The following is a 26,087-nucleotide window of genomic DNA, read 5'->3' as shown; positions in this document are numbered from 1 at the left end:
TCAGAAAGGCACAGCGGTGACGCAGACCGATAATTACCTTACGGCCACTACCTCGGCGGACAAGACGCTTCACAGGGTCCTGAAGCCGCGCTCCGTTGCCTTCGTCGGGGTCTCCGAGACCTCGCCGTTCGCCCACAGCGTGCACCGGACGATGCAGGGCGAGGCAGAAGTCCTATTCGTTCATCCAAAACACGACACACTGTTCGGGCAGCCGTGCGTCCCCTCGGTTGCAGACCTCGGGCGCCCTGTTGACGCAGTCTTCAGCGCAGTGGCGGCGGCTCACTCGGTAGGCATCGTTGAGCAGGCCGCAACTATCGGCGCTGGAGGAGTGGTGCTTGTTGCCGGAGGGTTCGCCGAGGCAGGTGAGACCGGTGCCAAGCTTCAACAGCAAATAACGACCATCGCGAACGGTGCGGGGATGCATCTGGTGGGCCCCAACGGAATTGGCATGATCAACGTGCCGGACCAAGTCGACTTGACCGTGCTCGAAGCTTTCGGGCGTCGGCCGGGTGGACTTTCCGCTGTTACACACAGCGGCGCCATGATCGAGGCGATCGCAGCGTCGGCATGCCGCCCGGGCGGCGCCGGCCTGAATCTCCTCATCTCGGCGGGCAATGAGGCCGTCACGGATTTGGCTGACTACCTGGATTTCTTGGTCGACGACGAGCAAACCACGGTGATCGCGCTTGCTCTGGAAAAGATCCGCCGACCAGATGCATTCTTCGCCGCAGCCGCTCGCGCACAGGAAGCGGGCAAACCGATCGTTGCGATCAAGATGGGTAGGTCGGAGCGCGGGCAGCGGATGGCAGCGTCGCACACCGGCAGTCTTGTCGGTGACGCCTGGGTCTACGAAGTGGGCCTACGCCAGGCTGGAATCGAGCTTGCTCACGAGATCGACGAGCTCGTGGATCGGGTCCAGTTTCTCGAACAACTGAACCCGCAGCGTTGGACTGAGGTCCGTGGTCTGGCTGTACTTACGGCCACCGGCGGGTTTGCCCAGCTCGCAAGTGATTTGGCAGAAGACACAGGCGTCGATATCCCGGCGCTCGAGCAACTTCAGCCCTTCATCGACGAGAACATTCCCGGAAAGCCGTTGGCGAATCCGCTGGACGCTACCGGGTTCGTCGGTTCAGTTCCAGGGTTGTGGGAGTCCATTGTCGATCGATATGCCGCCGATCCGGATGTCGACGCGCTGCTCTATACGAGCCAGCATGCGGATTGGGATACGAATGGTCGACAGCGGGCCGAGGAATTCGCCGAGCGCGCGCAGCGTCAGCCGGGCAAACCGTTCCTACTCGCTCCTCTTGCGGGAATCGGGGGCCAGTGGTTGGGGGACCTGCGGAGAGACGGTGTCGGGGTCGGAAACGGGCTGTTGGGATGCCTGCGCGGGTTGCAGACCATGGGCAATTTTGTCAGGTCCCGCAACCAGGGGCCACGTGCGGTATCGGCCACTGATGTTCCTGTACTGCAGATACGAGATGAAGAAGTCCTGGAGGTCGCGGAAGGGCGCATGTTGTCCTTCGGTGCCACCATGCGACTGCTTACCGACGCCGGCATCCCGGTTGCGCGCTGGGCCGTTTTCGACGGAGCCGTCGAACCTGTTCCCTTTGCAGGCCCCTACGTCGTGAAGTTGGCTGATGTTGCGCACCGCACAGAACACAATGCGGTGCGGGTGAACGTGGCAGAGAAGGATCTGCAGGCTGTGACAGCCGAATTGCGGGAGATCGCGCGCCGCGACGATCTGCCGACAACCGTTGCGGTGCAGGAAATGGTCTCCGGTCACGGCGAGATCTTCATCGGCCTGCAAGGGGCGTCGGAGCTTGGACCATTGACCGTATTCGGTCTCGGCGGAGTGTTCGTGGAGATAATGAAGAAGGTCGGGGGGCGCCTGGCGCCCTTCGATCGCAGGGTTGCTCTCGAGCTTGTCGGTGAAGTTGACGACACCGGAATTATGGACGGATTCCGAGGTGCGCCGGCCTGGGACCGCGATCGTCTGGCAGAAATTCTCTGCGCTGCAGGCGATCTAGCCGCACGAGGTCGCGAATCGATCGAATCGCTCGATATCAATCCACTGATCATCACGGCCGACGGCCCAGTCGCCGTCGACGGCCTATGCCTGTTGCAGCGGCCGCAATAATCGCTTCTGGAAACCGGGTTCCATCTGCTCACGGATACAAAACTCGCGGTCGCGTGCCCACTACTTCAGCAGACCTAGCACTGGCACCTGGCGAGTAGGCACGCGGCCGACCTTTGATTTGTCATGAGAGGAAACAACAAGTGATTCAGCGGAATCGGCCAGCGGTGATAGCTGGCATTCACCTCACAGAACAAGGTGACTTGTCCGACCGAGTCCAGTCGGAAGTGTGGTGGGAAGCGGTAGCGGGAGCCTGCGCGGACGCAGGCCTCGAGGTAGGCGATATTGATGGTTTGGTGGGGGAGGCCCCGCAGGGTACCGGCATCCGTGCCGCACTTCCCGGCGCTACGCTCGGATACGACACGCTCGGAAAACCGTTGCGATTTCATGCAACCGCAGCAATTGGCGCGGCATCCGCTGCCGCCAACGTGCACCTGGCTGTTTACGCCGTGTCAGCTGGTTTGGCGGATGTAGTGGTGATCGCGACGGCCGCGGCCGGGAAGGCTCCCGGCTTGACAAGTGTGAACCGTGACGAAGCAGTCAAGACCATGGCGAAGCTCAGCGGCCCGTACGAATACGTTTACGGAACGACGCGCGTGTCCGATTATTCGGTGTTGGCGATGCGACATATGCATGAATTCGGCACGACGCCTGAGCAACTCGCAGAGATCGCCGTCGCACAGCGCCAAGGCGCCGTCTTGCATCCGCTTTCCGTGTACGGGTCGCGAGGTGATCTGACAGTCGATGATGTCCTCAACTCGCGGATGATCGCGGATCCGCTGCACCTACTGGATTGCTGTGCGATCAACCAGGGTGGTGGTGCGATCGTGGTGACGAGTCTGGACCGTGCTCGCGACTTGAAGCATCGTCCAGTGCAGTTGATGGGCTACGGAGAAGGCCACAGTCACATCGATCCCAATGCCAGTCCGGATTTGGCCACCTTTCCCGCGGCGAAGTTGGCTGCCGACACGGCATTCGAAATGGCGGGCGTTGCGCGTACCGATATCGATGTTGCCGGGATTGCCGATCACTTCACGATCAACGTTGTGTTCGGCCTGGAGTCGGCAGGGTTTTGCGCTGTCGGTGAGGGCGGCACGTTCGCGGAATCTGGAGCACTGCGCTTGGACGGCTCATTGCCTACCAACACCGCGGGTGGCTTCCTGTCGTTCAGCCATGCGGGCTCCTGCAGTCTGTTTACCTTGATCGAGCTCGTCGAACAGCTCCGCGGCGACGCGGGAGGGCGCCAAGTGCAGAGTGCCGAGCTGGCGTATCTCAGCGGAGTCGGCGGCGCAATGCAGAACAATTTCTCCGCAATCTTAGGAAGGGCGTAGCGGCGATGAACACTTATGACAAGTTCCTACCCGACGATATCCCGGCCTGGCAGACACCGTTCTGGCAGTCACTCAGGTCGAACAAGGTTGCGGTGCAACGGTGTGAGGCGTGCGGTACCTACCGCTACGTGCCCAAAGAGCTATGCCCGTCATGCCAGTCCGTCGCGGCGGTCTGGGCGCCGGTAGTTGGCGAAGGCACCATCTATACGTACTCGGTGATCCGTCGTGGGCCCACCGAAGCGTTTCAAGCCGATGTGCCATATGTGATCGTTCACGTCGAGATGGCTGAAGGATTCCGCATGGTGGGCGGCTTGCTCGGTGTCGACCCAGAGGAAGTCAAGATCGGCGCCCCGGTCCGGGTGCGCTACGTCCACGCTACCGATGATTGGACGCTGCTGGCGTTCGAACCTGCCTGATTCGGTCTTGCCCTTGCCATGTTCTCTTCCCCCTCACATGGGGAGGAAGAGGACATGGCAAGTCGTTTCGGATAGGGCTGGGACGCTACGGAGACTCGATGTGCGCGACGATGCCTCGTCCGTCGTCGCGAGTCCACCCCTTCTTGGTTGCGTAGTCCATCATTGCAGCCCAACGTCGTTCCCAATCCGGCGTCGAGTCGGTGCAGCGTGATCGTAGTGCTTCGGCATCGAGAACCACGTTGTTCTCTTCGCCCATGCGACCAAGCCCGGAGTTGCGTAGTGCGGTGTCGACAGCGGTGCGGTCGGAGTCGGATTCTACGTGCATGCGGTTGAGGTCGTCGCTCTCGTGAACTGTGACCTCTAGGTCTGAGATACGAATGATCATGTTGAACTCCTTTGTAATGGCGCCCTGTGTTGTCGTCGGGCGCCGATCTGTAAATTGCCGGAATTGTTGTGTAGTAAGAAGTTCAAGCGAGCTGGTCGACAAAGGCGCCTAGTTGTTTGATGTTTCGGCACTCGAAGACTCCGCTGCAATGCTCACGGTATTGGCCGATGATTGAATCACCGGTATCCCACATGGTCTTTGATTCCGGGTTGAGCCAGAATACATCGGCCGCCCGGCGACGTATGTCACCGACGATGCCCGTACGGGCAGCGTGATAGTTAGTCCGCGCGTCGCCCAGTATCAGCACGATAGAGCGCGAATTGATCTGATCCCCGAACCGTTGCCAGAACGTGTCGAGTGCGTTGCCGTAGTCACTGTGACCGTTGAGCCAAACGCCCAGTCCTTCTTCGTTTATTCGCTGGGTCGCACTCGAGATCGTGTCCGACTCCGCGAGGATCGAGGTTACTTCATCGAGTCCGTCCGTGAAGACGAAGCTTCGCACCCGACTGAACTCGGAGCGGAGGGCGTAGGTCAGTTGAAGTGCGAAGGCCGCGAACGTAGCGACTGAGCCGGAAATATCAGCGAGCACGTACAACTCGGGCTTGGCGAGTCGGGGGCGGCGAAATACGGGTTCGATCGGTGTCCCGCCAACCGACATCGACCGCCGGACGGTTCGCCGGATGTCCAGCGCGCCGCTGCGGCGACCGTGGCGCGCTAGCCGATCGGTGAGTTTTCTACTCATCGGAGTGATCACCGGTTGTAGCTCTTCGATGAGCTTGCTCGATGCGGTGAGGAACTCGACGTCCTCAGGCAGTGGCCGACGCAGAGTCTTGGCGATGGCGTCGGCACCTCGGTCGGCAACGAGGAAGTTGCGAATCTCCGCCTCGATTTCCTGCTCGAAGGTTGTCACTCTTTGTTGGAATGTGTCGCGGCGTAGCCGATTCAGCAACCGATCATCGATGTTTGCGCAGTCGCGCGCGATCAACTCGGCCAGCAGGCGATTCGGGTCGACCGCCCGAAGGGTTCGGAACACGTAGTACGTACCGGCAACTGCACGTCCGGGTTGCATGCCCGCATGCCGACTGATCATCTCTGCAGCAATCAACCGTAGTAGCAGTGTCGGCTGTGCCTCACGCTCGAGTGCGCCGAGTAGAAGTTGTCGGAGTTCCGCTTCCTCGACGTCCTCGAGCGGTGTACTTTTAGTGGCAGATTCGTTGGAGACTCCCGCGTGGCGCACGCCGAAGTATATATCGAAGACCGTCGAAAACGCGGACTCGTGCGCGTTGTTCTTGACGAGAACGCTTGCGAGCGCGAACTTTACAGCTGTCCGGTTCGCTAAATCGATGTGCCGTAGTACGCGCACCGCGTCGATGTGTTCGGACACAGAAACGGGTAGGCCAATGTTGCGCAACTCCCAGACCAGTCCTTCGACTGCCGTAATCATGAGATGCTCGCTACCGCATAGGTTTCGGATACGCTGATTCTATGCCTCATGAACCGGTTTTGATGGTCCACGGTGTCGGATCGTCCTTCGATCACAACTGGCGGGCCACTGGCTGGGTCGACATCTTGGAAGGGGAGGGCCGCGACGTCATTGGTGTCACGCTGCCCGGGCACGGAGTTGACTTTGTTTCGCCGTCGGAAGATCCGGCGGATGCTGTACTGCGAGGCTGTCCATCCGGCGGCAAACAGGTTGACGCGGTGGGCTTCTCGGCCGGCGGACATGCACTGCTCAGAGCTGCTGCGCGGTGTCCTGCCGCGTTCCGGAGAATCGCTGTTCTGGGCGTCGGCGATCCGACTGAAGGCGACAACGGCGCGCAGCTCGGGGACATCGTAGATGGCCTCGAGGCAGACGAGGAGCCCTCGTCGGGGACCGCCCGGACTATTCGCCGACTTGCTGTGGGCGTGGGCAATGACCGCTTCGCAGTGGCGCGCTTTCTGCGCGCGGAACGTCCGCCACTGAGTGTCGAAGAGTTGGCCGAGATTAGATTGCCGGCGCTTGTTGTACTGGGCGAGAATGACTTTGCGGGGACTGCTGCAGGTCTGGTTGGTGCTCTGCCGGCCGCAACATTGGTGACGCTGCCTAGAACTGATCATTTCGCTACACCGACGAATTTTCACGCCATCGAAACGGTGGTGCGTTTTCTTGCAGAGTGAGCTGTGCGGGCGGTTCATCGAGGTGTCTCGGCGAGTTCTTTCGCCGCCAGCACGATGTCGGCCTGATTCTTCAGTAGCACAGGCAGAGTGTCGACGAGGATATCCGCGTTGACCTGGTCGACGTTGAGTATCGTCAAAGTGCGGGCCCAGTCGAGCGTCTCGGAAATTGATGGTTTCTTCGAGAGATTCATTGAGCGCAATGAACGGACCACCTCGGAGACGGCGTCAGCGAGCTCTAGCGAGATCCCCGGTACCCGAGCGGCGATGATATCTCTTTCTCGCTCAGCACTCGGGTAGTCGATGTTCAAGTACAGACAGCGTCGTTTGAGGGCGTCGGACAGATCGCGACTGTTGTTGGACGTCAGAAAGACCGCGGGGATCCGTGTTGCAGTGACCGTGCCCAGTTCGGGTATCGATACCTGGTAATCGGATAGCAGCTCGAGTAGAAGTGCCTCTGTCTGAACGTCGATGCGATCGACCTCGTCGATAAGCAAGACGACTGAATCGGTGCTCCTGATGGCTTCGAGTAGTGGTCGCGTCAGTAGGAATCGTTCGTCGAACAGGTTTCGCTCGGATTCGATGGGGATCGACTCCGATTCCTGCTGACCGTGGGATTGGAGGTGCAGTAGCTGTTTGCGATAGTCCCACTCGTAGAGAGCCTTGGACTCGTCAAGACCTTCATAGCACTGGAGTCGAATCATTCGTGAATTAGTCGCCAGGGCAATAGATTTGGCTAGTTCTGTTTTGCCGGTTCCGGCTGGTCCTTCGACGAGAACCGGTTTTTGCAGCCGGTAGCCGAGATGAACGGCTTGTGCAATCCGAGGATCGGCGAGGTATCCGACAGTGCGCAGAGCATCGCTCACCTCTTCGGCGCTGTCGAACGCGTTGTCGGTATCAACCTCGGGTGCCTTCATTACTGACCTTTCAGTCCGCAGCTTTATCCAATAATTCAGGAAGTATCAAACTATGGGGCTCACGATCTCGGGTCAAGTGGCAGTTTTTGGGTCTTGACGGCAGTAGGTGCCCTCCATATATTGATGATATTCGAACATTCGATGCATCGTGTCGAGAGTGCTCGAATCGGTGTCACTTCACACGCCGCGCTCGATAAACCCTTGACAGTGCGGCTGAGCTACTGGCCTAGGTCCGACAGTGGAGACGAAGAGAATTCTGTCGCAACAGTTTTCAGGGGCTTTAGCGGCGGCAAGTGACAGGCGCTCGATGGCCGTACCGGCGAAGCCCGGACGGGTAGGCATTTAGGAGGAGACTCGGTGGAGTTCGAACTAACCCCGGATCAGGAACTGTTCCGCGGGACGACCAAGGACTTTCTGGAAAAGGAATCATCGCTGGAGAAGGTTCGTGAGCTGGCCGAAAACGGCAAAGGCTTCGATCGTGACTGGTGGCAGCGAGGTGCCAACCTCGGCTGGATGTCGATGTTGGTGAGCGAAAAGTCCGGAGGCGACAGCATCTCGGGCGCTGGTCTGCTCGACATGGCGATCGTTGCGGAAGAAATGGGCCGCCTTGTATCGCCCGGACCGCTCGTTGTGGCTAACGTGGTGGCTGCCGCGCTGTCGGAATCAAGCAACGTATCGGCACACGTGAAGACAATTGAACAGTTGATGGCCGGGGACGCGGTCGCTACGTATGCGATGTGCGAGATCGACCGAGGCTGGGATCCCGCTGGTACTCAGCTGGTAGCCACTTCGGACGGCGACGAAGTCGTGTTGACCGGCGTCAAAGATCGGGTCGAGTCTGCCGAGCAATCGGAGTTCATGCTCGTGACTGCGCGCCGCGACGACGGACTTGCCCAATATCTCGTGCCTGCTGACCTGCCGGGATTGACGATCACCCCTCTAACGGGTATCGATCTTGTTCGCCGGTACTCGCAGGTTAGCTTCGATGGTGTGCGGATCCCCAGTTCGGCACTGGTCTTTTCGGGTGACGAGACCGAGCAGGCGATCGAGCGGCAGTTGCAAATCGCGATTGTGCTTCAGTGTGCTGAACTCGTTGGGGTCATCGGCCGCGTGCTCGAAGACACTCTTCAGTGGATGTTCGACCGATATTCGTTCGGTCGTCCGCTCGCCTCATACCAGGCGCTCAAGCATCGTGTCGCCGATATGAAGATGTGGCTCGAAGCTTCGCAGGGTACTACTGCCGCCGCAGCGCGCGCGGTACAGAACCGATCACCTGAGGCCGCTGAATTGGTGAGCATCGCGAAGTCCTACATCGGACAGGTCGCAACCGACATCATTCAGGACTGCGTCCAACTGCATGGCGGAATCGGAATCACCTGGGAACACGACATTCACCTATACCTGCGCCGCGCGACGGTGAATCGGGTCAGCTGGGGCACACCATCCGAGCATCGTGAGCGTCTCGCCACGATCATCGGCGTATGACACAAAGGGGAGTCATTATGGGATCACCGACAGAGATTGACGCTATCGAGGACGTCGAGCCCTTCCGGGCGCGAGCCAAGAAGTGGATTGCAGCCAACCTACCTCCGGCAAAGCCGGTGACCGGCGAAGAACCTGAGAGCGAAGACTACGACGAAGCTGCGTGGGAACGCGCCAGTGAACTGCAGAAGTTGTTGTACAGCGGCGGGTTTGCAGGTTTGTGCTATCCGAAGGAATATGGCGGTCAAGGTCTGACGCCTGCACACCAGAATGCCTTCAACGAAGAGGTTGTCGGCTATGAGATGCCGCAGTTGCTCAACTCGCCGACGTTCAGCATTTGCGGGCCGACCATCCTCGATATGGGTACTGAAGAGCAGAAGAAGACGCACTTGTCGGCGATGATCCGCGGCGAGGAAGCGCTGGTGCAGTTTCTCTCCGAGCCCAGTTGTGGATCCGACCTCGCCGGGGTGGTCACCCGCGCCACTCGCGATGGTGATGTCTTTATTCTCAACGGCTCGAAGATCTGGAGTTCGTGGGCCTATTCCGCGGATTACGCACTTTGCCTGGCGCGTACCGACTGGGATGCACCTAAGCATCGAGGCTTGACGATGTTCCTCCTCAAGGTGAAGCAACCTGGTGTCGAGATTCGTCGCATCAGGCAGGTGAACGGAAATGAGGAGTTCTGTCAGGAATTCTTCGACAACGTCGAGGTTCCTATCGAGAACGTTGTTGGCGAAATCAACGGCGGTTGGGCAGTGGCATCGCGTCAGATGTTCCACGAGCGCAACTCGGTGGGCGGTGGCTCTCAGTACGTAAGCGGAAAGCTGATGGGGCCGAAGCGGCGTTCGCCAACCGAGGGAATGATCGATATCGCTCGCCGAACGGGTCGCTCGGAGGACCGTCACGTGCGGGAGCTGATCGCAGAGGCGCATGCGATGGGCAAGGTGCAGCAGCATCTGGTCGAGCGTGTTGTTGCAGGCATGCGAACAGAGAACCTGCCGGGGTCGGCCGCTTCGATCATTCGTTTGTTCCACGGTATGGGGCACCTTCGCGAAACCGAGATCGCACTCGAGATCGGTGGCTCGCACGGGATCGTTTCCCCGGTGGGCACAATCGGTGACCGCGCGATCGGCGAAACGTTCATCACGCGACAGGCAGCCTGTATGGGTGGCGGCACCACCGAGATTGCCCGCAACATCATCGCGGAGCGAGTACTCGGGATGCCGCGTGAGTACTCGGCCGACCGGGACCTTCCGTACAAGGATGTCCGTCGCGGTCGCTGAGGGTGCAGACATCACGGGTATTTCAGGGGTTTCGCCCAGAACGAACGGCATGATCATCGCCGGCAATCAACTTGTCGGCTAACGATTGTAAAGCGTTAGTCCCCAGTAGATCTGACAACTTTCCATCGATATTGGACAGTAGTTTCCAGAGCGACTCTGTTCAGCCGGACATAGTCGGCACATCTTTTGACCCATAAGGAGTGAACATGAGCAATCAAACCATCGACCTGACAGCGGTCGCCGAGAAGTTCATCGATGCCTACAACAGCGGAGATCTCGGCCGCCTCGAAGCAGTGTTCGGTGAGGATGCCGAGCTGACCCACCACAATCGCGGGGGGACGTTGGCGGGACGGCCGGCCATCATGGCGATGTTCGAAGCGTCCGGGCAGATGATGCCGGGCAAGACCTTCGTCGACCGCCAATCACTGGACGTTCTTGGTCCCGATCGGGTCGTCGTTCGTCACACCTGGACAGTCACCCCGACTGTGGACGTTCCGGGTATGGCTGCTGCGGGCGAAAAAATCAGCCTCGATCTAGCCACATTTCTGACTTTCCGTGACGGTGTGGTCGTGGATTACCACGACTTCGGATGATCTGTTCGGTTCAGGGCCCGGCGCACGGCGTCCCGGGCCCTGAACCGGATTTCCGTAGAAGATGGACCGGTAACGCCGTACGCTCGAATGATCCTGCAGCGCAGAAACTCCCGTAGAGTGTGCCGTGGATATACTTCCAGGACGGCAAAGCCGATCACATCAACGCCGATGTGTTCATCAATACCGAGATACCCCGCGCGCCACCGGATGAACTCGAGATCGTTCCGTAGCCGCCAAATCAGCGCTGTAAGGGGCCCTATTCAATACTGTCCCCCTGCAGATCTCGAGACTTTTTGTGGCTCGACAGGAAAAGGACAAGCAGAAAAATGGATGGATCACAGGTGCCGACTACTTCGTCTGAGTCCCGTAGAAAGCCGTACTTGCTTGTTCTCATGGCGATGGTTGCCGCAGAGTCGACCGGCGCGTTCGAGGCAGGCATGCTTATCGCAGTAGTGCCGAAATTGATCGCAGACTTCAACGTCACGACAGCTGATATCGGATGGGCGTTTACCGGATTCTATTTGATGGTCGGAGCTTCCGCCGCGATCGGGGGCAGGCTTGGCGACCTCTTCGGTCGTAAGAAGGTTCTGATTATCGTCCTGCTGCTGTCCATTGTCGGCTCGGTCGTGAGCGTCGCCGTAGGAACCTTCGCGGCAGTTGTTGTCGGTCGCACACTTCAAGGAGTTTCTGGCGCGGTGCTTCCGCTCGTCCTCGGGATAGCGCGTGAGGCTGTCCTCCCCAGGCGTGTGCCGGTGACTCTTTCAGTTGTTGCCGGCGTTCAGACTTTGGCCGGCGCGGCTGGCTTTTACGTCTCTGGTCTACTGATCGAGCACGTCGGTTGGCAAGCGATCTTCATCGTGGCGGCGGCACTAGCCGCTTTCGCTGCCCTGATGTGCGCTGTCGGTATAGAACGTTCACCCGTTACCCGAGTAAGCGGAGAACGGATCGACTTCGTCGGCGGTGCCCTCTTTGTTCCTGCTCTTGCCCTAATTCTTTACGGCGCAACGTCTTCGCAGACCAAAGGATGGGGGAACGTGACTGTGCTCGGCGGTATCGGACTCGGCGTCGTCATCGGAATCATCTGGGTCCTGTGGGAATTGCGCGTCGAGAACCCGCTGCTGAACCTTCGTCTACTTGCCAAGTCGCAGTACGCGCTGACTCTCGGCATCTTCGCGTTCGTCACATTCGGAGCGCTGGGTGGAATGCAATTGCTGCAACCGATTCTGTTTCAGGGGCCCACCTCTGCGCCGGTGGGTCTTGGGCTCACACCGTCTCAGTTCGGCCAAATAGCGCTTGTGCTTTCCATCGTAGGTTTCCTATTCACTCCACTGTCCGGCTGGCTCGCCCGGATATCGGGGGCGCGGACGCCCATCGGTATCGGAATTGTGATCCAGTTGGTAACACTGCCAGGCTTTTATTTCCTACGAGAAGACTTGCCAGTGATGATCGCGCTGTTGATTCTCGGCGGTGTCGGTGTCACCTTTATCTTGTCGGCGATTCCCAACTTGCTCGCAGAATTCCTTCCACAGGAGAACATGGGTGAAGGGATGGGTGTCGTCGTCGTCGTTGGAGCCATTTGCAAGAGCGTGGGCATCTCGGCGTTCGCAGTCGTGTTGTCGAGCGCGGTCGTTCCTGGCACACAGTTTCCACAAGTCAGCGCCTACGGCATTGCGATCGGTCTTGCGATCACTGGAATCATCATCTCGATGATCCTTGCCTTCCTGATACCTCGCCGCGCACCCACGCAGCGCACTTTCGCTACCGGCGACGGCGTCGGGACAAGTGCCCTGACCTCCGAATAGCTCGAATGTTGTTGCACAACAGCGGTAATGAGGAAATTCTGAATCCCGTTGCCAGGATTACGAGGGCGTCGGGTCGCTCGACACTGTCCGCGCAACCACGCACGAAGTCCCACCAGCACTCACACCTTCCGGAGGAATCGAAAATGGCAACGGAATCTGCGACACCCCTGGAGCTTCTCGCCCACCGAGTCACCGAGTCATGCTCAACGCCGGACACGCATGGTCTCCCTCTCCGCGGTGGCATCTTCAATACAACAAAGGATTTGGTCTTCTCGCGCCCTGTACACGGCGTCGTGATCTACGGCGACCAGCGTGGTCGTCAGCTTGGTTTCCCTACCGCCAACGTACCGGTGGACGATCGGCAAGCTGTACCCGCGGATGGTGTTTACGCCGGCTGGTTGCGTCGGACGGATACTCGGGACATCTACCCTGCTGCGATCAGCGTCGGCACAAATCCGACATTCGAAGGCGTACGCGATCGGCGTATCGAAAGTTACGTGCTGGACCGCACCGATCTCGAATTGTACGGCGTCGCGGTTGAGATCGCCTTTGTTGCACATGTGCGTGATGTGAAGTCTTTCGACTCGATAGATGCCCTGATAGTGCAAATGAGCTGCGATGTCGAGACGATACGCAGGATTTTGGTCCGTGCCGACTACGTCACGCAGGACGCTTGACCGCAGGTGAGAATCGGGAACCGCTACGTCGAAAAGTTAGCGGCCGAAAAGGATTCGGAGATTCCGTTCGGCTGTGTGATTCTGCCGCGTCGTAGCGCCATGCCATAAACAGGAGAGAGTCATCATGAATAACATCAAGGGTCAGATCGCCTTCATTCAGGCCACCTGGCACCGCAACATTGTCGAACGTGCACGTAAAGGCTTTCTCGACGAGGTGACGACGCTGGGATACGGCCGGGAACATGTGGAGTTCTTCGAGGTACCTGGAGCGTTCGAGATTCCTTTGCATGCCCAGCGGTTGGCTCGTAGTGGCCGATACGATGCGGTCGTGGCCGCGGCCTTGGTAGTCGACGGCGGCATCTATCGGCACGAATTCGTTTCGACTGCTGTCATTGACGGGCTGATGCGAGTTCAACTAGATTCTGGTGTGCCGGTTTTTTCAATCGTGTTGACTCCGCACCACTTTCATGAGCACAACGACCACACCACGTACTTTACGGAGCACTTCGAGAAGAAGGGGGCCGAGGCGGCCAAAGCCTGCACCGCCACCCTTACGTCCTTGCGGTCTCTTCCCAGCTTGTAGGTGTTCACAGAAAACGCTCGACTGGGATGCCCCAGTCGAGCGTCAGTGCGATGTACTGAAACCAAGCAAACCTATCGTCGATGTTGTAAGAGCCTCTCGAATTCGCCGTTTCGGGTTCAATCGGGGTTGATCTCAGGTGATGGGTGCGAGTTCTGCAAAGACAAGGGGACGGTTACAGGCTCGCGTGGAAAGTGCTTCGTCACAGTCTATTCGAGCGATTCCACAAAGCGCGGATTGTGCTGGGCCATCTAGATCGAAGAACGTGAACTGAGGTCTACTGCTGTCGAGCAAAGATGGCATCGCCGCGGACAGTGGCATCAGCTCCGCCGTCGAGGAAGATAACTTGCCCGGTGACATGTGAGTTCTCTTCGCTGGCAAGCCAAGCCACCAGCTTTGCCGGGACGTGGGCGTCTGCTGGACCATTGAGGGGCATCGGAACCATGTCGAGAAGCGATTGACGACTGTCCTCATTCTCGAGGATTGAGAACGTCATCGGTGTTCGAATGATGCCGGGTGCCACACCGTTGAGGGGAATGCCGTTTCCTGCCCAATCGGGTGTGATGGACTCACGTCGAAGCCACTGAGACAGAGCACGTTTCGAGGAAGGGTAGAGCAGATCAGTCCTTCCCGACGCGGTGATTCGTTCGGTTTCTGCTGCTGCTTTGCGTTCGTCTCCTTCGAGGTAGGCCGCGAGAAGACGGTCGTCGATCTCATTGATTGCCGCGAACGAGGTGACGGCGACGGCTCGCGGCGCGGATGAACCTGCAAGGAGGGGGCGAAGTCCGTTCAGGGTAGCGATTGCCCCGAAGTAGTTGACATTCGGCGGGCCGCCGGCAATCGCAAGGATGGCGTCAAGGCCGTCTGGGGCTAGCTCAGCCACCAAATCTGGGAGTGCGTTGCGGTCCGTGGGGTCGGACAAATCTATGTTGATGTCAGCGTCACGAAGATCGATCCCGATGATTCGGTGGCCTGACTCGACGAGAAGATCGGCGGTCGCCTTGCCGATTCCTGATGCTGCACCGGTGATCGCGTAGGTCCTGCTACTCATGCGTTTTGCTCCGTTCGATGGACTGGTGATAGGTGATGGGTGTGGGGGTCTGGGGCGGGCAAGTGAAAGCCCTTCGGGGCGTTCAGAGTTTCGGCGTTCTTGTGCTGGCCCAGGTAGATGTTTGCCATTGATGAGAGCAGATCGAGGGGGCTCTGCACTTCCCTGTGGTAGCGGCACATGGCTCGCTTCGGGGTGCTGTTCGAATGCGGAGGATAATTCGTGATGTGATCCTGTCAACCGAGGGTCAATCGGGTCTTCTTTACGTATAACTGGTAGGGGAGGTATCCCGGTGTTACCCGCTGACGCCTCCTTGACTCTCGGTGACACGACGACAAACCTACAGTTGTCCGTTAACGAAAACAATCGTACAGTTGTTCGTTAGTTCCACTCATACGTTTCTCGGAGACCGGCCGAATCCTGAACAGGACAGAAGATGGTATCGATGGACATGATCGATCCGGAACTCGCTGCGGTAGTCGTAGCGATGACCGAGGAAGTAATGGCTAACGGCATCCCGACGCTCCCCGAGCGCGGCGATGCACTCGGCCTTCGAGAGTTGCTCGACCTCGGAATGGCCGGGATACTCTCACCTCCGTCGACTAGCGTCTTTGTGAGTTCGCATCTTGCCTCGACTCCCGATGGCAAGGAGCTTGAATTACGCTGGTATTTCATCGATTCCGCCAGATCGACTAGTTGTCCTGCGGTCGTGTACTTGCATGGCGGAGGGATGATCGGCGGCAAACTCGACTATTATGACGGGCTCGCGAGGCACTACGTACAGGAATCGACTGTCCCTATGCTGCTCGTGGGCTACCGGCTAGCTCCGGAGCGAACGGGAACAGGTTTGGCAGAAGATGGGTTCAGCGCCCTTCAGTGGCTTCTCGAGCATGCTGATGACCTTGGGGTAGACGGTACTCGCGTGGCTGTGATGGGCGACAGCGGTGGTGGGGGCGTGGCCGCCGGAACTGCGATCCTTGCGCGCGATCGAGGAGTGCGACTGGCGAAACAGATCCTCATCTATCCGATGCTCGATGACCGCACTATCGAGCCGGATCCGGGGTTGGAAGACGTGGTCGCGTGGACTTATGACAACAACTGGACCTGCTGGAAAGCTTTGTTGGGGGATGCTTTCGGAAGCGATGCGGTTTCCCCGGTTGCCGCGCCTGCTCGTCTCGCGGATTTCTCGGGGCTTCCTGCCTCGTACATCGAGGTGGGCGAACTCGACATCTTCAGGGATGAGTGCATCGCCTACGCGCAAAGTCTGCACAAGGCGGGAGTCTCTTGCGAACTGCACGTTCTCCCCGGAGTCCTGCACGGGTATGACCGTATGAGTTTCGAGATCGGGGTGTCCCGGCGAATGCTTGCTGATCGTTGCAGAGTTATCGGCAGCTTGTGAGACGGGCGTCGCCGTGGGCTTCTTTGTCACAAAATGAGTGGTCGAAAACCTGTGTACCAGATGGGGTATGGTCGAGAGTAATGCGCAGTCTGCGTGGAGTCGATGAGGGCATGGCATCCTGTGGTCGATCGGAATTGTACTCCGGGGCTTGTTCTTTCGGTATTCAATTGTGCCTGATAGTTGCTAACTCGATTCGTGTCATCGGTCGGGAGTTCGCTGCTAAGTCCGGGAGAGCTTCTACCAATTTTCCATCCGACCAAAGAAGCGATTGTGGTCCGCTACGGTGGTCATCTCACCCGAATTCCCTTGCCGGACGCACCGCTGTCTCACGGGAGACGCGCAGAAACACCAGCGCTGATTTCGAGGGTTGTTCCGGAGACGTGCCGGGCCTGATCTGAGGCGAGGTACAAGACTGCCGCGGTAACGTCGGATGTATCACTCCAGGGCGCTCGCATGGGATTGAGGCCGGCGTATCGACTGGCCACCTGTTCTTTGGTCGGGTTGTCGATGTCAGGTGCGAACAGGGAGTACATCGCCTGGTTGTGAACCATATCCGTGGAGACGGTTCCCGGGCATACGGTGTTCGCGGTAATTCCGCTCCCCGCCGTCTCGAGTGCCAGGGTTTTCGTCAGCCCGATCACTCCCCACTTGGCGGCGGAGTAGTGCCCGAGATTCGGTGTGCCCGCTCTACCTCCCATCGATGCGACGGTGATGATGCGGCCGAAACCTTGCTCGATCATCGGGGGTGCAGCGGCCCGAAGGGTATTGAATACTCCGGTGAGGTTGATGTCGATCATAGTGGACCATTGTGCGTCGGTCAGGTCGGTGATCTTCCCGAAACTCACAACGCCCGCGTTCGCGATGCAGATGTCCAGCCGCCCGAATTCTGCGATACTTCTGCTGACAGCAGCTCGCATGCCGGTGCTGTCGCGGGTATCAACTTCGATTGTGATGCAACGAGATCCGGCTTCTTCGACTAGAAATTTCGTTTCGTTCAAGTCTTCCGTTCGGGCGAGTGGGTACGGGATCGTCTCCACGTCCGAGCAGCAGTCGAGCGCGATGATCGTCGCGCCGCCTTCGGCAAGGGCAAGGGCATGAGCGCGTCCTTGTCCTCGTGCCGCGCCGGTGATGAGCGCAACTTTCCCTTCGAATTGGGGCATGTGCACTCCATTCTCAAATTTTGTAGTAGCGGCGGGCATTCTCGGAGTAGAACGACTGAAGTTCCTGGTCCGATGATTCGCCGATAATCGAGCGCAGTGATTCGATGAGCTGGCCGTAGGAACCGGCGATTGTTTCGATCGGCATGTTCGATCCGAAAGCGACTCGTTCCCAACCGAATACCTCGATCGTGCCTTCGACCCATGGTCGGAGTGCCGACGCTGAAATGTCGGCGGTCACCATCCCTAGCCCGGAGATCTTGCACAGTGCGTTGGTCCGCTCAGCGCAGGCGCGTATCGCCACTTCCCAGTGGTCTCGATCAGCGTTCGTGGTCGATGAAGGCCAACCGCAGTGTTCCAAGACCACCACCACGTCTGGGTACCTCTCGAGAGTTTTCAGCCACGCCGACATGCCCGAAGGCTGCGTAACCAAGTCGAATACATAGTTCCGGTCGTTGAGCCACTGCAACACAGTGTGTGCCGCAGTGCTGTCGGGGTGGAAGTCGTAGAGCACACGTACTCCGCGGAATCGGTCACTGCGGGCCTGATGCTCGAGGTCGGCAATGATCTCGGACTCCGGCAGCGCGGGGTCGATGGTGCCGATCGTCACCATGTTCAGTGATGCGCGATCAGCGAGTTCTTCGACCCACGATTGCTCATCGAGGTATGTGCGGGCTGCCGTGGTGGCGGACACGTGCACGAAAGCGTCCACCTTGAACTCTCCGGCCGCATCGAGATAGTTGGCAGGCAGAAAGTCGCTGTACAACTCGGGTAGTTCAAGCTGACCAGCCATACGTTGTAGCGCCGGGTACCACGCGTTGTCGGTGACAGACCATAGATGCACATGCGCATCGACTACGTCATACGTCAATTGCTGGGTTCCTGTTCACGAAGGGGGGTAGGCACTCGACATGAGCGCTCGGTGGGCGCGGGTCGTCGGTAAGCCTTTGGGCACCACAATTCTCAGCCCATTCTGACGAGATAACCAACGCTTAATCCGACTGGATCTAGCATGTGAGCATGCTAGATGTCAGCGTGCGCGATCTCGAGTACATTGCTGCGTTGGAGGCGGAACGCAACTTCACCCGGGCAGCGGAGCGAGTGCACATCGCGCAGCCCGCTTTCAGCCAAGCGATTCTGCGAATCGAACGCCGCGTCGGCGTGAAACTGTTCGATCGGACCAGTCGTACGGTCGCTCCTACGCCGGCCGGGACCCTGCTGGCCACGCGCGCACGCCACATACTTGTCGACATCGCGGACGCCATTGACGCCACCCGCCGAATCAGCGCCGCTAATCCGGCAGTGTACGTGCACGTCTCTGAGCCCTCGCTCACTGTCCCGCGCCGAGCGCTCTCGGCCCTCCGCCGATCATGCCCGGACCATGCCATCAACCAGACAACCCTGCCGCACAATCAGGTTCGTGACCGACTTGTCAGCGGATCCCTCACCCTCGCAATAGGCGAGGCTATTCACGGACCGGGATTGCAAACCCGGTTGCTCACCAATGAACCCGTAATCGTGGTGATGTCCGAGGATCACCCACTGGCGGCATTCGACGCCGTGGATCGCGCAGAGCTCGTCCAGTACCCGATCGTGTCTATCGACAGCGCCCTCAGCCGCTGGAACAGCTTCGTCGAGAGCATTCTGGTGATGACCGGCGTAGCACCAAAATGGAGTCGCACCACCACGTTCGGCGCAGCCACCGGTGCAGACCTCGTCGACGACTCCGACACAGTCCTGATCTGCGTGGAGTCTATGGGTCATCAACCCCCGGGACGAACGTGGCGACCGATCTTGCCGGCATGCGTGACGGAGTGGTACGTGACCTGGCGAACCGATCTCGGCACACGTCAGATCATCGATGCCCTAGCAGCAGAGTTTCCCAACAGTTGAATGGAGGACTGTCTGATGCCACTGCTGCCGATGAATCGAATCTGCTGACCCGGGCGGGCTTGGCCGAGTCGGTCGATATCGGTGTCGGCCACAACACCGACAACGGGATATCCGCCGGTGATGGGGTGATCGGCCAGGAAGATGACGGGCTGGCCGCTGGGCGGAACCTGGATCGAACCGAGCGCAACGCCTTCGGTGGGCAATTCGAGTCCGTCAACCCGCTGCAGCAGTGCGTCATTGCCGACGCGGTCGAGTCGGGCACCGATGCGGTCGGAGTCGGTCGAGATTGTCCATCGCCCCTGGGTCAGGGTTTCCGGATTGGCAAAACGATCCGCGCGCGGCCCGAAGATCACCCGAATGTCGAGTGTTCCGTTTGTAACCGGCTGAACAGGTGCCACGTCCAGGAGCGGAAATGCGACTGGAGTGGGCCCGACCTCAAGCACGTCGTTGGGTTTGAGGGGCGCCGGACCGATTCCGGAAAGCGTGTCGGTACTGCGTGATCCGAGAATCTTGGGCACCGCGATTCCGCCCCGGACGGTCAGGTACGTCCGTAGGCCGGTGGGCGCGTACTCCAAGCGGACTACCTGACCGGGGTCCGCGACGACGACGCTCGAATGTCCGACGGGGATGCCGTCGAGGTACGCCTGCGCGGGGGCTCCGGTGAAGGCCAGGGTGATCTGCTGTTGCGCGCGAAGACTCAGGCCACCCATCAGAATTTCCACTCCGGCAGCGTCTTCGGAGTTGCCGACAAGTCGATTGCCGAGTCGCAAGGATCGTCTGTCGGCAGCACCGGACACACCGACGCCGGAGCGCAGATGACCGGTTCGACCGAGGTCCTGAACCAAGCTCAGCGGACCGGTTTCGAGTATCTCCACCCCGGTCATCGCTTGTCCTCATTGACGAATCGCACCCGACGCCCGGGCTGTACGGCGGCAGGCGGTGTTTCGTCCAAGTCCCACATCACGGCGTCGGTGCTGCCGATGATCTGCCAGCCACCCGGGGAGGCTCGCGGGTACACCGCGCTGTATCCGCCGGCCAGGGCTACGGCGCCGGCGGGCACCGCGGTGCGTGATTGGGCTCGACGCGGGACGTCGAGCCGAGCGTCGCCGGACGTCAGGTAGGCAAATCCCGGCGCAAATCCGATGAAGGCGCAGCGCCACTCCGCTGAGGTGTGAGCTGAAATGACCTCGGCGCGGCTCATTTTCAGGATCCTTGCTACGTCGTCGAGGTCGGGTCCGTCGTAGCGGACATTGACGGTGAAGGGAGTATCGTCGCCGCGCTCGTCCGGGATTGCCTCGGACATCGTGCGTGCCAGTTCGTTCAGTTCATGGAGCACCGCAGTGACATTTGCCGTGGGCATGCAGATCACGAGAACCGTGCGTGCGGCGGGCAGGAAATCCTCCACTCCAGCCGGAGTGTTGCGCGTGAGCGCATGGGTGAATGCCAGAACGTCGGCCTCGGTGTCGAGGTCCACCAGGAGCCCGTGTTCACCGGCCGGGAGGATAGTCGGGCGACTCATGTGAACGACTCCACCCGAATGCGGGAGTTGATCAGGCCCGCCTTGATGGCATTGGCCATGGCAACGGCGCCAGGCGAATCACCGTGAACACAAATGCTTTTCACCGACATTGGGATGGCAATCCCATCGGAGGTGAGAACAGTTCCGCTGCTGGCCAAGTCGATCGCCTGCGCCGTCGCGGCGTTCGGATCGGAGATGACCGCACCAGGTTCACTGCGCGGGGTCAGCGTCCCGAACCGGGTGTACATGCGATCGGCGAATCCCTCGGCGACAAAGTCGACGCCGTGTGCTTCCGCAGCTTTCTGCAGATGAGACTGTGGTGGTCCCAGCAGCGCAAGGCGATTCGAGAATTCGGTCATGGCGGTCACGATAGCGTCGGCGAGTTCGGGACTCTTCGATGCGGAGTGGTAGAGCGCGCCGTGGGGCTTGACGTAGGTGACAGAAGACCCCGCGGAGTGAGCGAATCCTGCCAGTGCGCCGACCTGGTAGAGAGTTTCGTCCAACAGATCACCTGGCGTGATGTCGATGTGCCGTCGGCCGAACCCGACCAGATCCCGAAAACCGATGTGCGCTCCGATGGATACCGAATGTTCGACCGCCATCTCACAGGTTCGTCGCATGGTGGCCGCATCGCCGGCATGGAATCCGCACGCGATATTGGCGCTCGTCACGATGTCGAGGAGCGCCGCGTCGTCGCCCATACGCCAGTCTCCGAAGCTTTCTCCGAGATCACAATTGAGGTCGATGTTCATGCCAGATCCAGGGTGTAATCGCTGTCCGGGGCGTCTGTGACCAGCATATGCCCGGGAGCATGAGTGATGGCGGACGGGAGTTTCGACGCCATGACCGCAGCTTGCGGAGTGACGCCGCAGGCCCAGAACATCGGTACGTCGCCCGGTTGGAGTTCCACAGCGTCGCCGAAGTCGGGACGGCTCAGGTCGGAGATGCCGAGTTCGGCTGGATCGCCGATGTGGATGGGTGCACCGTGAACCGCGGGCATACGCGTGGTGATGGAGCGCGCCTGTTCGACCTGGTCTGCGGGGACGGGACGCATCGACACCACGGTCGGCCCGCTGACCCGCCCGGCGGGTCGGCATTCGCGATTTGTGATGTACATCGGGACGTTTCGGTTCTGCTCGACGTGGCGAAGAGGAATCCCAGCGGCCATCAGAGGGTGTTCGAAGGTGAAGCTGCAGCCGATGTGAAATGCCACCAGATCGTCGCGCCAGTACTGCGTCGCATCTGGAATCTCAGCAGTCAGTTCGCCGTCGACCCACACGCGATAGAGCGGGAAATCCGTCCTGATGTCTGCTCCGGGAGCGAGAATCGTCGTGAAATCCCCGGCGTCGGTGACGTCGAGTACCGGGCAGGGCTTGGGGTTCCGCTGCGCGAAGAGCAGAACGTCGTATGCCCAGTCCTTAGGGACCGCAATGAGATTGGTCTGGGCGAAGCCCGGTGCGATTCCGGACGTGGGGAACACGTCTCCGGCTCTGAATCCCGCGCGAGCCGAGCGTGGATCCGGGTTGGTGCGATTCTCGATCATGGTGAAGTCCAATCCTCATTCCTGAAAAGGCGCCGATCAGTTCAAAACACCGATCAGTTGAGTTGGCGTCCCAGGGTTTCGGGGAGTCCGAAGAGTGCCAGGACAGCGATGCCGTAGCCGATGGCGCCGAAGATCATGGCGCCGCCGATACCGAGACTGCTGGCTGCGAGGAAACCGACGATGGCGGGGAACACCGCACCGACTGCGCGACCGAAGTTGTAGGTGAAGCCCTGACCGGTACCGCGGTGCGCGGTGGGGTAGAGCTCCGAGAGGAACGAACCGAATCCGCTGAAGATCGCCGACGTGCAGAAGCCCAGCGGGAATCCGAGAATCATGATGAGGGTGTTGGCGCCGTCGGGAACCTGTGTGTAGAGAACCATGAACACGGCAGACAAGGTGGCGAACAACTGCATGGTCCGCTTACGGCCGAGCTTGTCGGTGAGGATGCCGCCGCTGACGTAGCCGAGGAATGCGCCACTGATGAGGATCGCGAGATAGCCGCCGGTGCCCACGACGTCGAGGCCGCGTGAGTTCTTCAGGTAAGTCGGAAGCCACGACGCGAGTGTGTAGTAACCGCCCTGGACTCCGGTGGCCAGAAGTGAAGCAAACAGCGTGGTCTTGAGCATCGGGCCGCGGAAGATGGCGAGGAAAGAACCCTTGTCGGCCTTCTTCTCACGCTTCTCGGTGATTTCTTCCGGGTCCTCGAGGTTGCGGCGCACCCAGATGATGAGGAAGGCGGGGATGACTCCGGTCCAGAACAGAACGCGCCACGCGATGTCGGGATCGAAGAGTTGGAAGACGATCGTGTAGATGATGACCGACAAACCCCAGCCCACCGCCCAGGCGCTCTGGACGAAGGCGACCGCTCGGCCGCGGTACTCGGGCTTTGCGTATTCGGCCACCAGAATTGCGCCGGCAGCCCATTCGCCGCCGAAGCCGAGACCTTGGAACGCGCGGAAGATGAGCAGCGTCTCGAAGTTGGGTGCAAATCCGCACAGGACCGTGAAGATCGTGTAGGTCGCTACCGTCACCTGCAGGGTGCGGACACGTCCGATGCGGTCGACCAGGATGCCGGCGAGGACACCGCCGAGCGCGGAAACCACCAACGTGACGGTGGTCAGCAGACCGGCCTGTCCCGTCGTGATCGAGAAGTACGCGGCAATCGCGGCCAACCCGAGAGGGAGAACCTGGAAGTCGTAGGAGTCGAGACCGTAGCCGCCGAAAGCGCCGACGAATGCCTTCTTGCCCTTCGGTCCAAGCGTGCGGAACCAGTCGAACGGGCGCGGAGGGGCACCTGCGGTTTGAATCGGAGCGGTCATCGGTACCTCGCGTGAAGATGGAATGTCAGGACTCCCAACGTACAAAATCGTTCAACGATCCTGCAATCCCATGAAGGGATAATTAATGTGCTGGAAACTTTTGGGGGCAGCCGTAGGCCGTCCGGACGCCCCGCTCTCACTATGATGAGGGCAGCAACAAACCACTAGGAGTGCACTTGACCAGCCTGAATCCTCCGAAAGAGGATGCTAACGCCGCGTTGGCCGCCCATCGAGGGCTCCTCGAGCGCACCAGTCGAACAGCGCGGGTCGCCGGGATTCTGCGCGAGCTGATCATCGACGGAAGCTTTCGTCCGGGCGCACGACTGTCCGAGCCCGACATCTGCGCGGCGTTGGATGTCTCCCGAAATACCGTGCGCGAGGCGTTCCAGATCCTCATCGAAGACCGGTTGGTTTCACACGAACTCAACCGTGGCGTATTCGTTCGAGTCCCGTCAGCTGACGACATCGCCGAGTTGTACATCTGCCGTCGGGTGGTCGAGTCGGCGGGAGTGCGAGACTTCGATCCGGAAACAGGCAATCTCGGTGATGTCACCGCCGCGCTCGAGCTCGCAGAAGAACGTCTGGCCGCCGATGACTGGACCGGAGTGGGAACGGCCGACATCCATTTCCATCGCGCTATCGCTGGTCTGAGTAACAGCAGCAGAATCGACGAACTGATGGGCGGCGTGTGGAACGAACTGCGACTGGTCTTTCACGTCATGGACGACGCACACCGATTCCACTCGCCGTATCTCGCCCGGAATCACGAGATACACAGCGCGTTGAAAGCCGGTGACAATGCGACGGCGGTCGAATTGCTGCAGCGGTATCTGTACGACGCACGCGATCAGATCCTGGCCGACTATCCGGCCGCCGTCGAAAAGTTGTCAGGTCGAACGTAAAGCTCCTATTTCTTGGACACGCGGATCAGCTTCTTGTTGGCAAATTCGTCCATACCCCAAGGGCCGAGCTCACGTCCCACTCCGGACCGCTTGACTCCGCCGAAGGGAAGGCCGGGCAGGGTGGTGCCGTGTTCGTTGACGAAGGCCATTCCGACGTCGAGATCGGCGGCGACCGCACGAGCAGCGTCCAGGTCGGTACTCCAGACGGATCCGCTCAACCCGTACACCGACGAATTGGCAAGGTCAACGGCATCTTTCGCTGACTTCACCTTGTACACCACGCCCGCCGGCCCGAAGAGTTCTTCGCTGTAGGCGCGCATGTCCGGGGTGACATCGGTGAGCAATGTCGGTTGGACGTAGGCGCCGGGTCGGTCGATCTTAGCTCCACCGGTCAGAAGCGTTGCGCCCTTGTCGACGGCGTCTTGAACCTGCTCGAGCAATGTATCTGCTGCGGTTTGGGACGACAGCGGACCGAGGACCGTATCCGCTTCCAGCGGATCGCCGGCCGTGACGGATTGGAACGACGCGGTCAGTTTCCGAGTGAAATCGTCGTAGAAGTCCTCGACGACGATGAATCGTTTGGCGGCGTTGCACGCCTGACCAGCGTTGGACAATCGTGCTTTGGCTGCCGCCTTGACTGTGGCGTCCATGTCGTCGGAGTCGAGGACGATGAACACATCCGAACCACCGAGCTCGAGTACCACCTTCTTGAGGTTGCGCCCCGCCGTTTCCGCAACACTGGTCCCGGCGCGTTCGCTTCCGGTCAACGAGACACCTTGCACACGGGGGTCAGCGATCATGTCTGCGATCTGCTCGTTGCTCGCAAAAACGTTTACGTATGCATCCTCTGGCAGGCCTGCCTGCTGCAGAATCTCCTCCATCAGCAGCGCCGACTGAGGGCAGTTGGACGCGTGCTTCAGGATGACGGTGTTTCCGAGCATGAGATTGGGCGCCGCAAACCGGGCGACCTGATAGTAGGGATAGTTCCAGGGCATGACGCCGACGAGCGCCCCGATCGGGCGTCGGTACACCACAGACTCTTCGGCACCGGGAACATCGAGTCGTTCTTCTGCGAGCAACGCCGGTCCGTGATCGGCGTACCACTGGTAGATCGCCGCGGACAGTTGTACCTCGCCCTTGGCTTCGCGAACGGGCTTGCCCATTTCCAGGGCGATCATGCGTGCCAGTTCGTCGGCACGTTCGTTGTACAGTTCGGCGGTTCTGGTCAGTATCTGCGCGCGTTGCGTCGGCGCGCTCTTTCGCCAGTTCAGATAGCCGTTATGAGCCTTTTCCAGTGCGGCTTCCACTCCGGCGTCATCCAAAGTATCGAATTCCCTGACGGTTTCACCTGTCGCGGGATTGACTGTTTTGTAGTTGGCCATAGTTGTTCAACGCGCGAGGGCCCTCGAGGATTCCGAGATATCCACATCGAAAGTGAATCCGTCCAACGGGTTTCAGGGAAACGTGACTGGGTATGCACGGCCGTTTGTCCGAAATCGGCATCGAGCGGGATCGGGTGCAGCGACGTACGGACGCTCGGGCGAGTAGCGATC

The 26,087-nt window shown here is 59.7% G+C and carries 25 protein-coding genes; 13 read left to right on the top strand and 12 right to left on the bottom strand.

Annotated features, from left to right (window positions below):
• Window positions 1-16: 16 nt before the first annotated feature.
• The 3 genes from KYT97_RS16305 (at window position 17) to KYT97_RS16295 (ending at window position 3,881) form a co-directional block, all read left to right on the top strand.
• Entirely contained in the window at window positions 17-2,137 is a 2,121-nt protein-coding gene (locus KYT97_RS16305; protein ID WP_179300769.1) for an acetate--CoA ligase family protein, read from the top strand.
• 200 nt (window positions 2,138-2,337) lie between these two features.
• Window positions 2,338-3,465 carry a thiolase C-terminal domain-containing protein gene (locus KYT97_RS16300; RefSeq protein ID WP_143547524.1) on the top strand — a complete coding sequence of 376 codons (1,128 nt, stop codon included), beginning with the start codon at window positions 2,338-2,340 and terminating at the stop codon, window positions 3,463-3,465.
• A gap of 5 nt (window positions 3,466-3,470) precedes the next feature.
• The gene (locus tag KYT97_RS16295) at window positions 3,471-3,881 is read left to right on the top strand and encodes a Zn-ribbon domain-containing OB-fold protein (protein WP_095887213.1); all 411 of its coding nucleotides are present in this window, start codon (window positions 3,471-3,473) and stop codon (window positions 3,879-3,881) included.
• An 85-nt stretch (window positions 3,882-3,966) separates the two neighbouring features.
• Here KYT97_RS16295 and KYT97_RS16290 read toward each other — a convergent pair whose 3' ends face one another.
• Together KYT97_RS16290 and KYT97_RS16285 are read right to left on the bottom strand one after the other, a co-directional pair.
• Complete coding sequence (locus tag KYT97_RS16290; RefSeq protein WP_095887212.1) at window positions 3,967-4,266, bottom strand: hypothetical protein; 300 nt, start codon at window positions 4,264-4,266, stop codon at window positions 3,967-3,969.
• Between the two features lie 82 nt (window positions 4,267-4,348).
• Window positions 4,349-5,710, bottom strand: a complete 1,362-nt coding sequence (locus tag KYT97_RS16285) for a VWA domain-containing protein (protein ID WP_219110259.1) — start codon at window positions 5,708-5,710, stop codon at window positions 4,349-4,351.
• 41 nt (window positions 5,711-5,751) lie between these two features.
• Between KYT97_RS16285 and KYT97_RS16280 the strand changes: the two genes are divergently transcribed.
• A complete protein-coding gene (locus KYT97_RS16280) occupies window positions 5,752-6,423 on the top strand; it encodes an alpha/beta fold hydrolase (RefSeq protein ID WP_219110258.1) in 672 nt (223 codons plus the stop codon).
• Between the two features lie 14 nt (window positions 6,424-6,437).
• Here the strand turns inward: KYT97_RS16280 and KYT97_RS16275 are convergent, their stop codons facing one another.
• Window positions 6,438-7,337 carry an AAA family ATPase gene (locus KYT97_RS16275; protein ID WP_219110257.1) on the bottom strand — a complete coding sequence of 300 codons (900 nt, stop codon included), beginning with the start codon at window positions 7,335-7,337 and terminating at the stop codon, window positions 6,438-6,440.
• 357 nt (window positions 7,338-7,694) lie between these two features.
• On the opposite strand from KYT97_RS16275, the gene KYT97_RS16270 reads away from it, so the two are divergent.
• The 6 genes from KYT97_RS16270 to KYT97_RS16245 all read left to right on the top strand — a co-directional run bounded on the left by KYT97_RS16270 (window position 7,695) and on the right by KYT97_RS16245 (window position 13,757).
• Complete coding sequence (locus KYT97_RS16270; RefSeq protein ID WP_219110256.1) at window positions 7,695-8,822, top strand: acyl-CoA dehydrogenase family protein; 1,128 nt, start codon at window positions 7,695-7,697, stop codon at window positions 8,820-8,822.
• 17 nt (window positions 8,823-8,839) lie between these two features.
• Window positions 8,840-10,102 (top strand): acyl-CoA dehydrogenase family protein, encoded by a 1,263-nt coding sequence (locus tag KYT97_RS16265; protein ID WP_219110255.1) that lies wholly within the window; start codon window positions 8,840-8,842, stop codon window positions 10,100-10,102.
• A gap of 206 nt (window positions 10,103-10,308) precedes the next feature.
• On the top strand, window positions 10,309-10,695 hold the full coding sequence (locus KYT97_RS16260; protein ID WP_219110254.1) for a nuclear transport factor 2 family protein: 387 nt from the start codon (window positions 10,309-10,311) through the stop codon (window positions 10,693-10,695).
• A 326-nt stretch (window positions 10,696-11,021) separates the two neighbouring features.
• Complete coding sequence (locus KYT97_RS16255) at window positions 11,022-12,497, top strand: MFS transporter (RefSeq protein WP_219110253.1); 1,476 nt, start codon at window positions 11,022-11,024, stop codon at window positions 12,495-12,497.
• Between the two features lie 143 nt (window positions 12,498-12,640).
• Window positions 12,641-13,174 (top strand): riboflavin kinase, encoded by a 534-nt coding sequence (locus KYT97_RS16250; protein ID WP_245005844.1) that lies wholly within the window; start codon window positions 12,641-12,643, stop codon window positions 13,172-13,174.
• Window positions 13,175-13,298: 124 nt separating this feature from the next.
• A complete protein-coding gene (locus tag KYT97_RS16245) occupies window positions 13,299-13,757 on the top strand; it encodes a 6,7-dimethyl-8-ribityllumazine synthase (RefSeq protein WP_095887203.1) in 459 nt (152 codons plus the stop codon).
• Between the two features lie 274 nt (window positions 13,758-14,031).
• Here the strand turns inward: KYT97_RS16245 and KYT97_RS16240 are convergent, their stop codons facing one another.
• A complete protein-coding gene (locus KYT97_RS16240; RefSeq protein WP_219110252.1) occupies window positions 14,032-14,805 on the bottom strand; it encodes an SDR family oxidoreductase in 774 nt (257 codons plus the stop codon).
• Between the two features lie 433 nt (window positions 14,806-15,238).
• Here KYT97_RS16240 and KYT97_RS16235 point away from each other — a divergent pair, with 433 nt between their 5' ends.
• Entirely contained in the window at window positions 15,239-16,201 is a 963-nt protein-coding gene (locus KYT97_RS16235; RefSeq protein ID WP_245005843.1) for an alpha/beta hydrolase, read from the top strand.
• 326 nt (window positions 16,202-16,527) lie between these two features.
• On the opposite strand, the gene KYT97_RS16230 is transcribed toward KYT97_RS16235, so the two are convergent.
• On the bottom strand, window positions 16,528-17,361 hold the full coding sequence (locus tag KYT97_RS16230; protein WP_219110251.1) for a mycofactocin-coupled SDR family oxidoreductase: 834 nt from the start codon (window positions 17,359-17,361) through the stop codon (window positions 16,528-16,530).
• Window positions 17,362-17,374: 13 nt separating this feature from the next.
• Complete coding sequence (locus KYT97_RS16225; RefSeq protein WP_219110250.1) at window positions 17,375-18,229, bottom strand: amidohydrolase family protein; 855 nt, start codon at window positions 18,227-18,229, stop codon at window positions 17,375-17,377.
• Window positions 18,230-18,378: 149 nt separating this feature from the next.
• On the opposite strand from KYT97_RS16225, the gene KYT97_RS16220 reads away from it, so the two are divergent.
• Window positions 18,379-19,251 carry a LysR family transcriptional regulator gene (locus KYT97_RS16220; protein WP_219110249.1) on the top strand — a complete coding sequence of 291 codons (873 nt, stop codon included), beginning with the start codon at window positions 18,379-18,381 and terminating at the stop codon, window positions 19,249-19,251.
• Here KYT97_RS16220 and KYT97_RS16215 read toward each other — a convergent pair.
• Genes KYT97_RS16215 through KYT97_RS16195 form a run of 5 tightly spaced genes read right to left on the bottom strand, consistent with a single transcriptional unit; the run spans window position 19,209 to window position 23,632 of the window.
• A complete protein-coding gene (locus tag KYT97_RS16215; RefSeq protein ID WP_219110248.1) occupies window positions 19,209-20,135 on the bottom strand; it encodes a 5-oxoprolinase subunit C family protein in 927 nt (308 codons plus the stop codon). The two genes, KYT97_RS16220 and KYT97_RS16215, sit on opposite strands and share 43 nt — an antisense overlap.
• The gene (locus tag KYT97_RS16210) at window positions 20,132-20,770 is read right to left on the bottom strand and encodes a 5-oxoprolinase subunit B family protein (protein WP_116102685.1); all 639 of its coding nucleotides are present in this window, start codon (window positions 20,768-20,770) and stop codon (window positions 20,132-20,134) included. The genes KYT97_RS16215 and KYT97_RS16210 overlap by 4 nt, the downstream gene beginning before the upstream one ends.
• Window positions 20,767-21,522: a LamB/YcsF family protein gene (locus tag KYT97_RS16205; protein WP_219110247.1), complete on the bottom strand. Its 756-nt coding sequence runs from the start codon at window positions 21,520-21,522 to the stop codon at window positions 20,767-20,769. Before KYT97_RS16205 ends, KYT97_RS16210 begins: the two co-directional genes overlap by 4 nt.
• Window positions 21,519-22,313 (bottom strand): putative hydro-lyase, encoded by a 795-nt coding sequence (locus KYT97_RS16200; RefSeq protein ID WP_219110246.1) that lies wholly within the window; start codon window positions 22,311-22,313, stop codon window positions 21,519-21,521. The genes KYT97_RS16205 and KYT97_RS16200 overlap by 4 nt, the downstream gene beginning before the upstream one ends.
• Before the next feature lie 53 nt (window positions 22,314-22,366).
• Window positions 22,367-23,632, bottom strand: coding sequence for an MFS transporter (locus KYT97_RS16195; protein WP_219110245.1), 1,266 nt, complete (start codon window positions 23,630-23,632; stop codon window positions 22,367-22,369).
• 170 nt (window positions 23,633-23,802) lie between these two features.
• Here KYT97_RS16195 and KYT97_RS16190 point away from each other — a divergent pair, with 170 nt between their 5' ends.
• The gene (locus KYT97_RS16190) at window positions 23,803-24,534 is read left to right on the top strand and encodes a GntR family transcriptional regulator (protein WP_245005842.1); all 732 of its coding nucleotides are present in this window, start codon (window positions 23,803-23,805) and stop codon (window positions 24,532-24,534) included.
• A gap of 5 nt (window positions 24,535-24,539) precedes the next feature.
• On the opposite strand, the gene KYT97_RS16185 is transcribed toward KYT97_RS16190, so the two are convergent.
• A complete protein-coding gene (locus KYT97_RS16185; protein ID WP_033233389.1) occupies window positions 24,540-25,916 on the bottom strand; it encodes an NAD-dependent succinate-semialdehyde dehydrogenase in 1,377 nt (458 codons plus the stop codon).
• Between the last annotated feature and the right edge of the window lie 171 nt (window positions 25,917-26,087).

Source organism: Rhodococcus globerulus (genome assembly GCF_019334125.1).
GTDB classification, from domain to species: domain Bacteria; phylum Actinomycetota; class Actinomycetes; order Mycobacteriales; family Mycobacteriaceae; genus Rhodococcus_F; species Rhodococcus_F globerula.
Note: the sequence above shows the minus strand (reverse complement) of the source record. Positions and strands in the feature narration are given on the sequence as shown.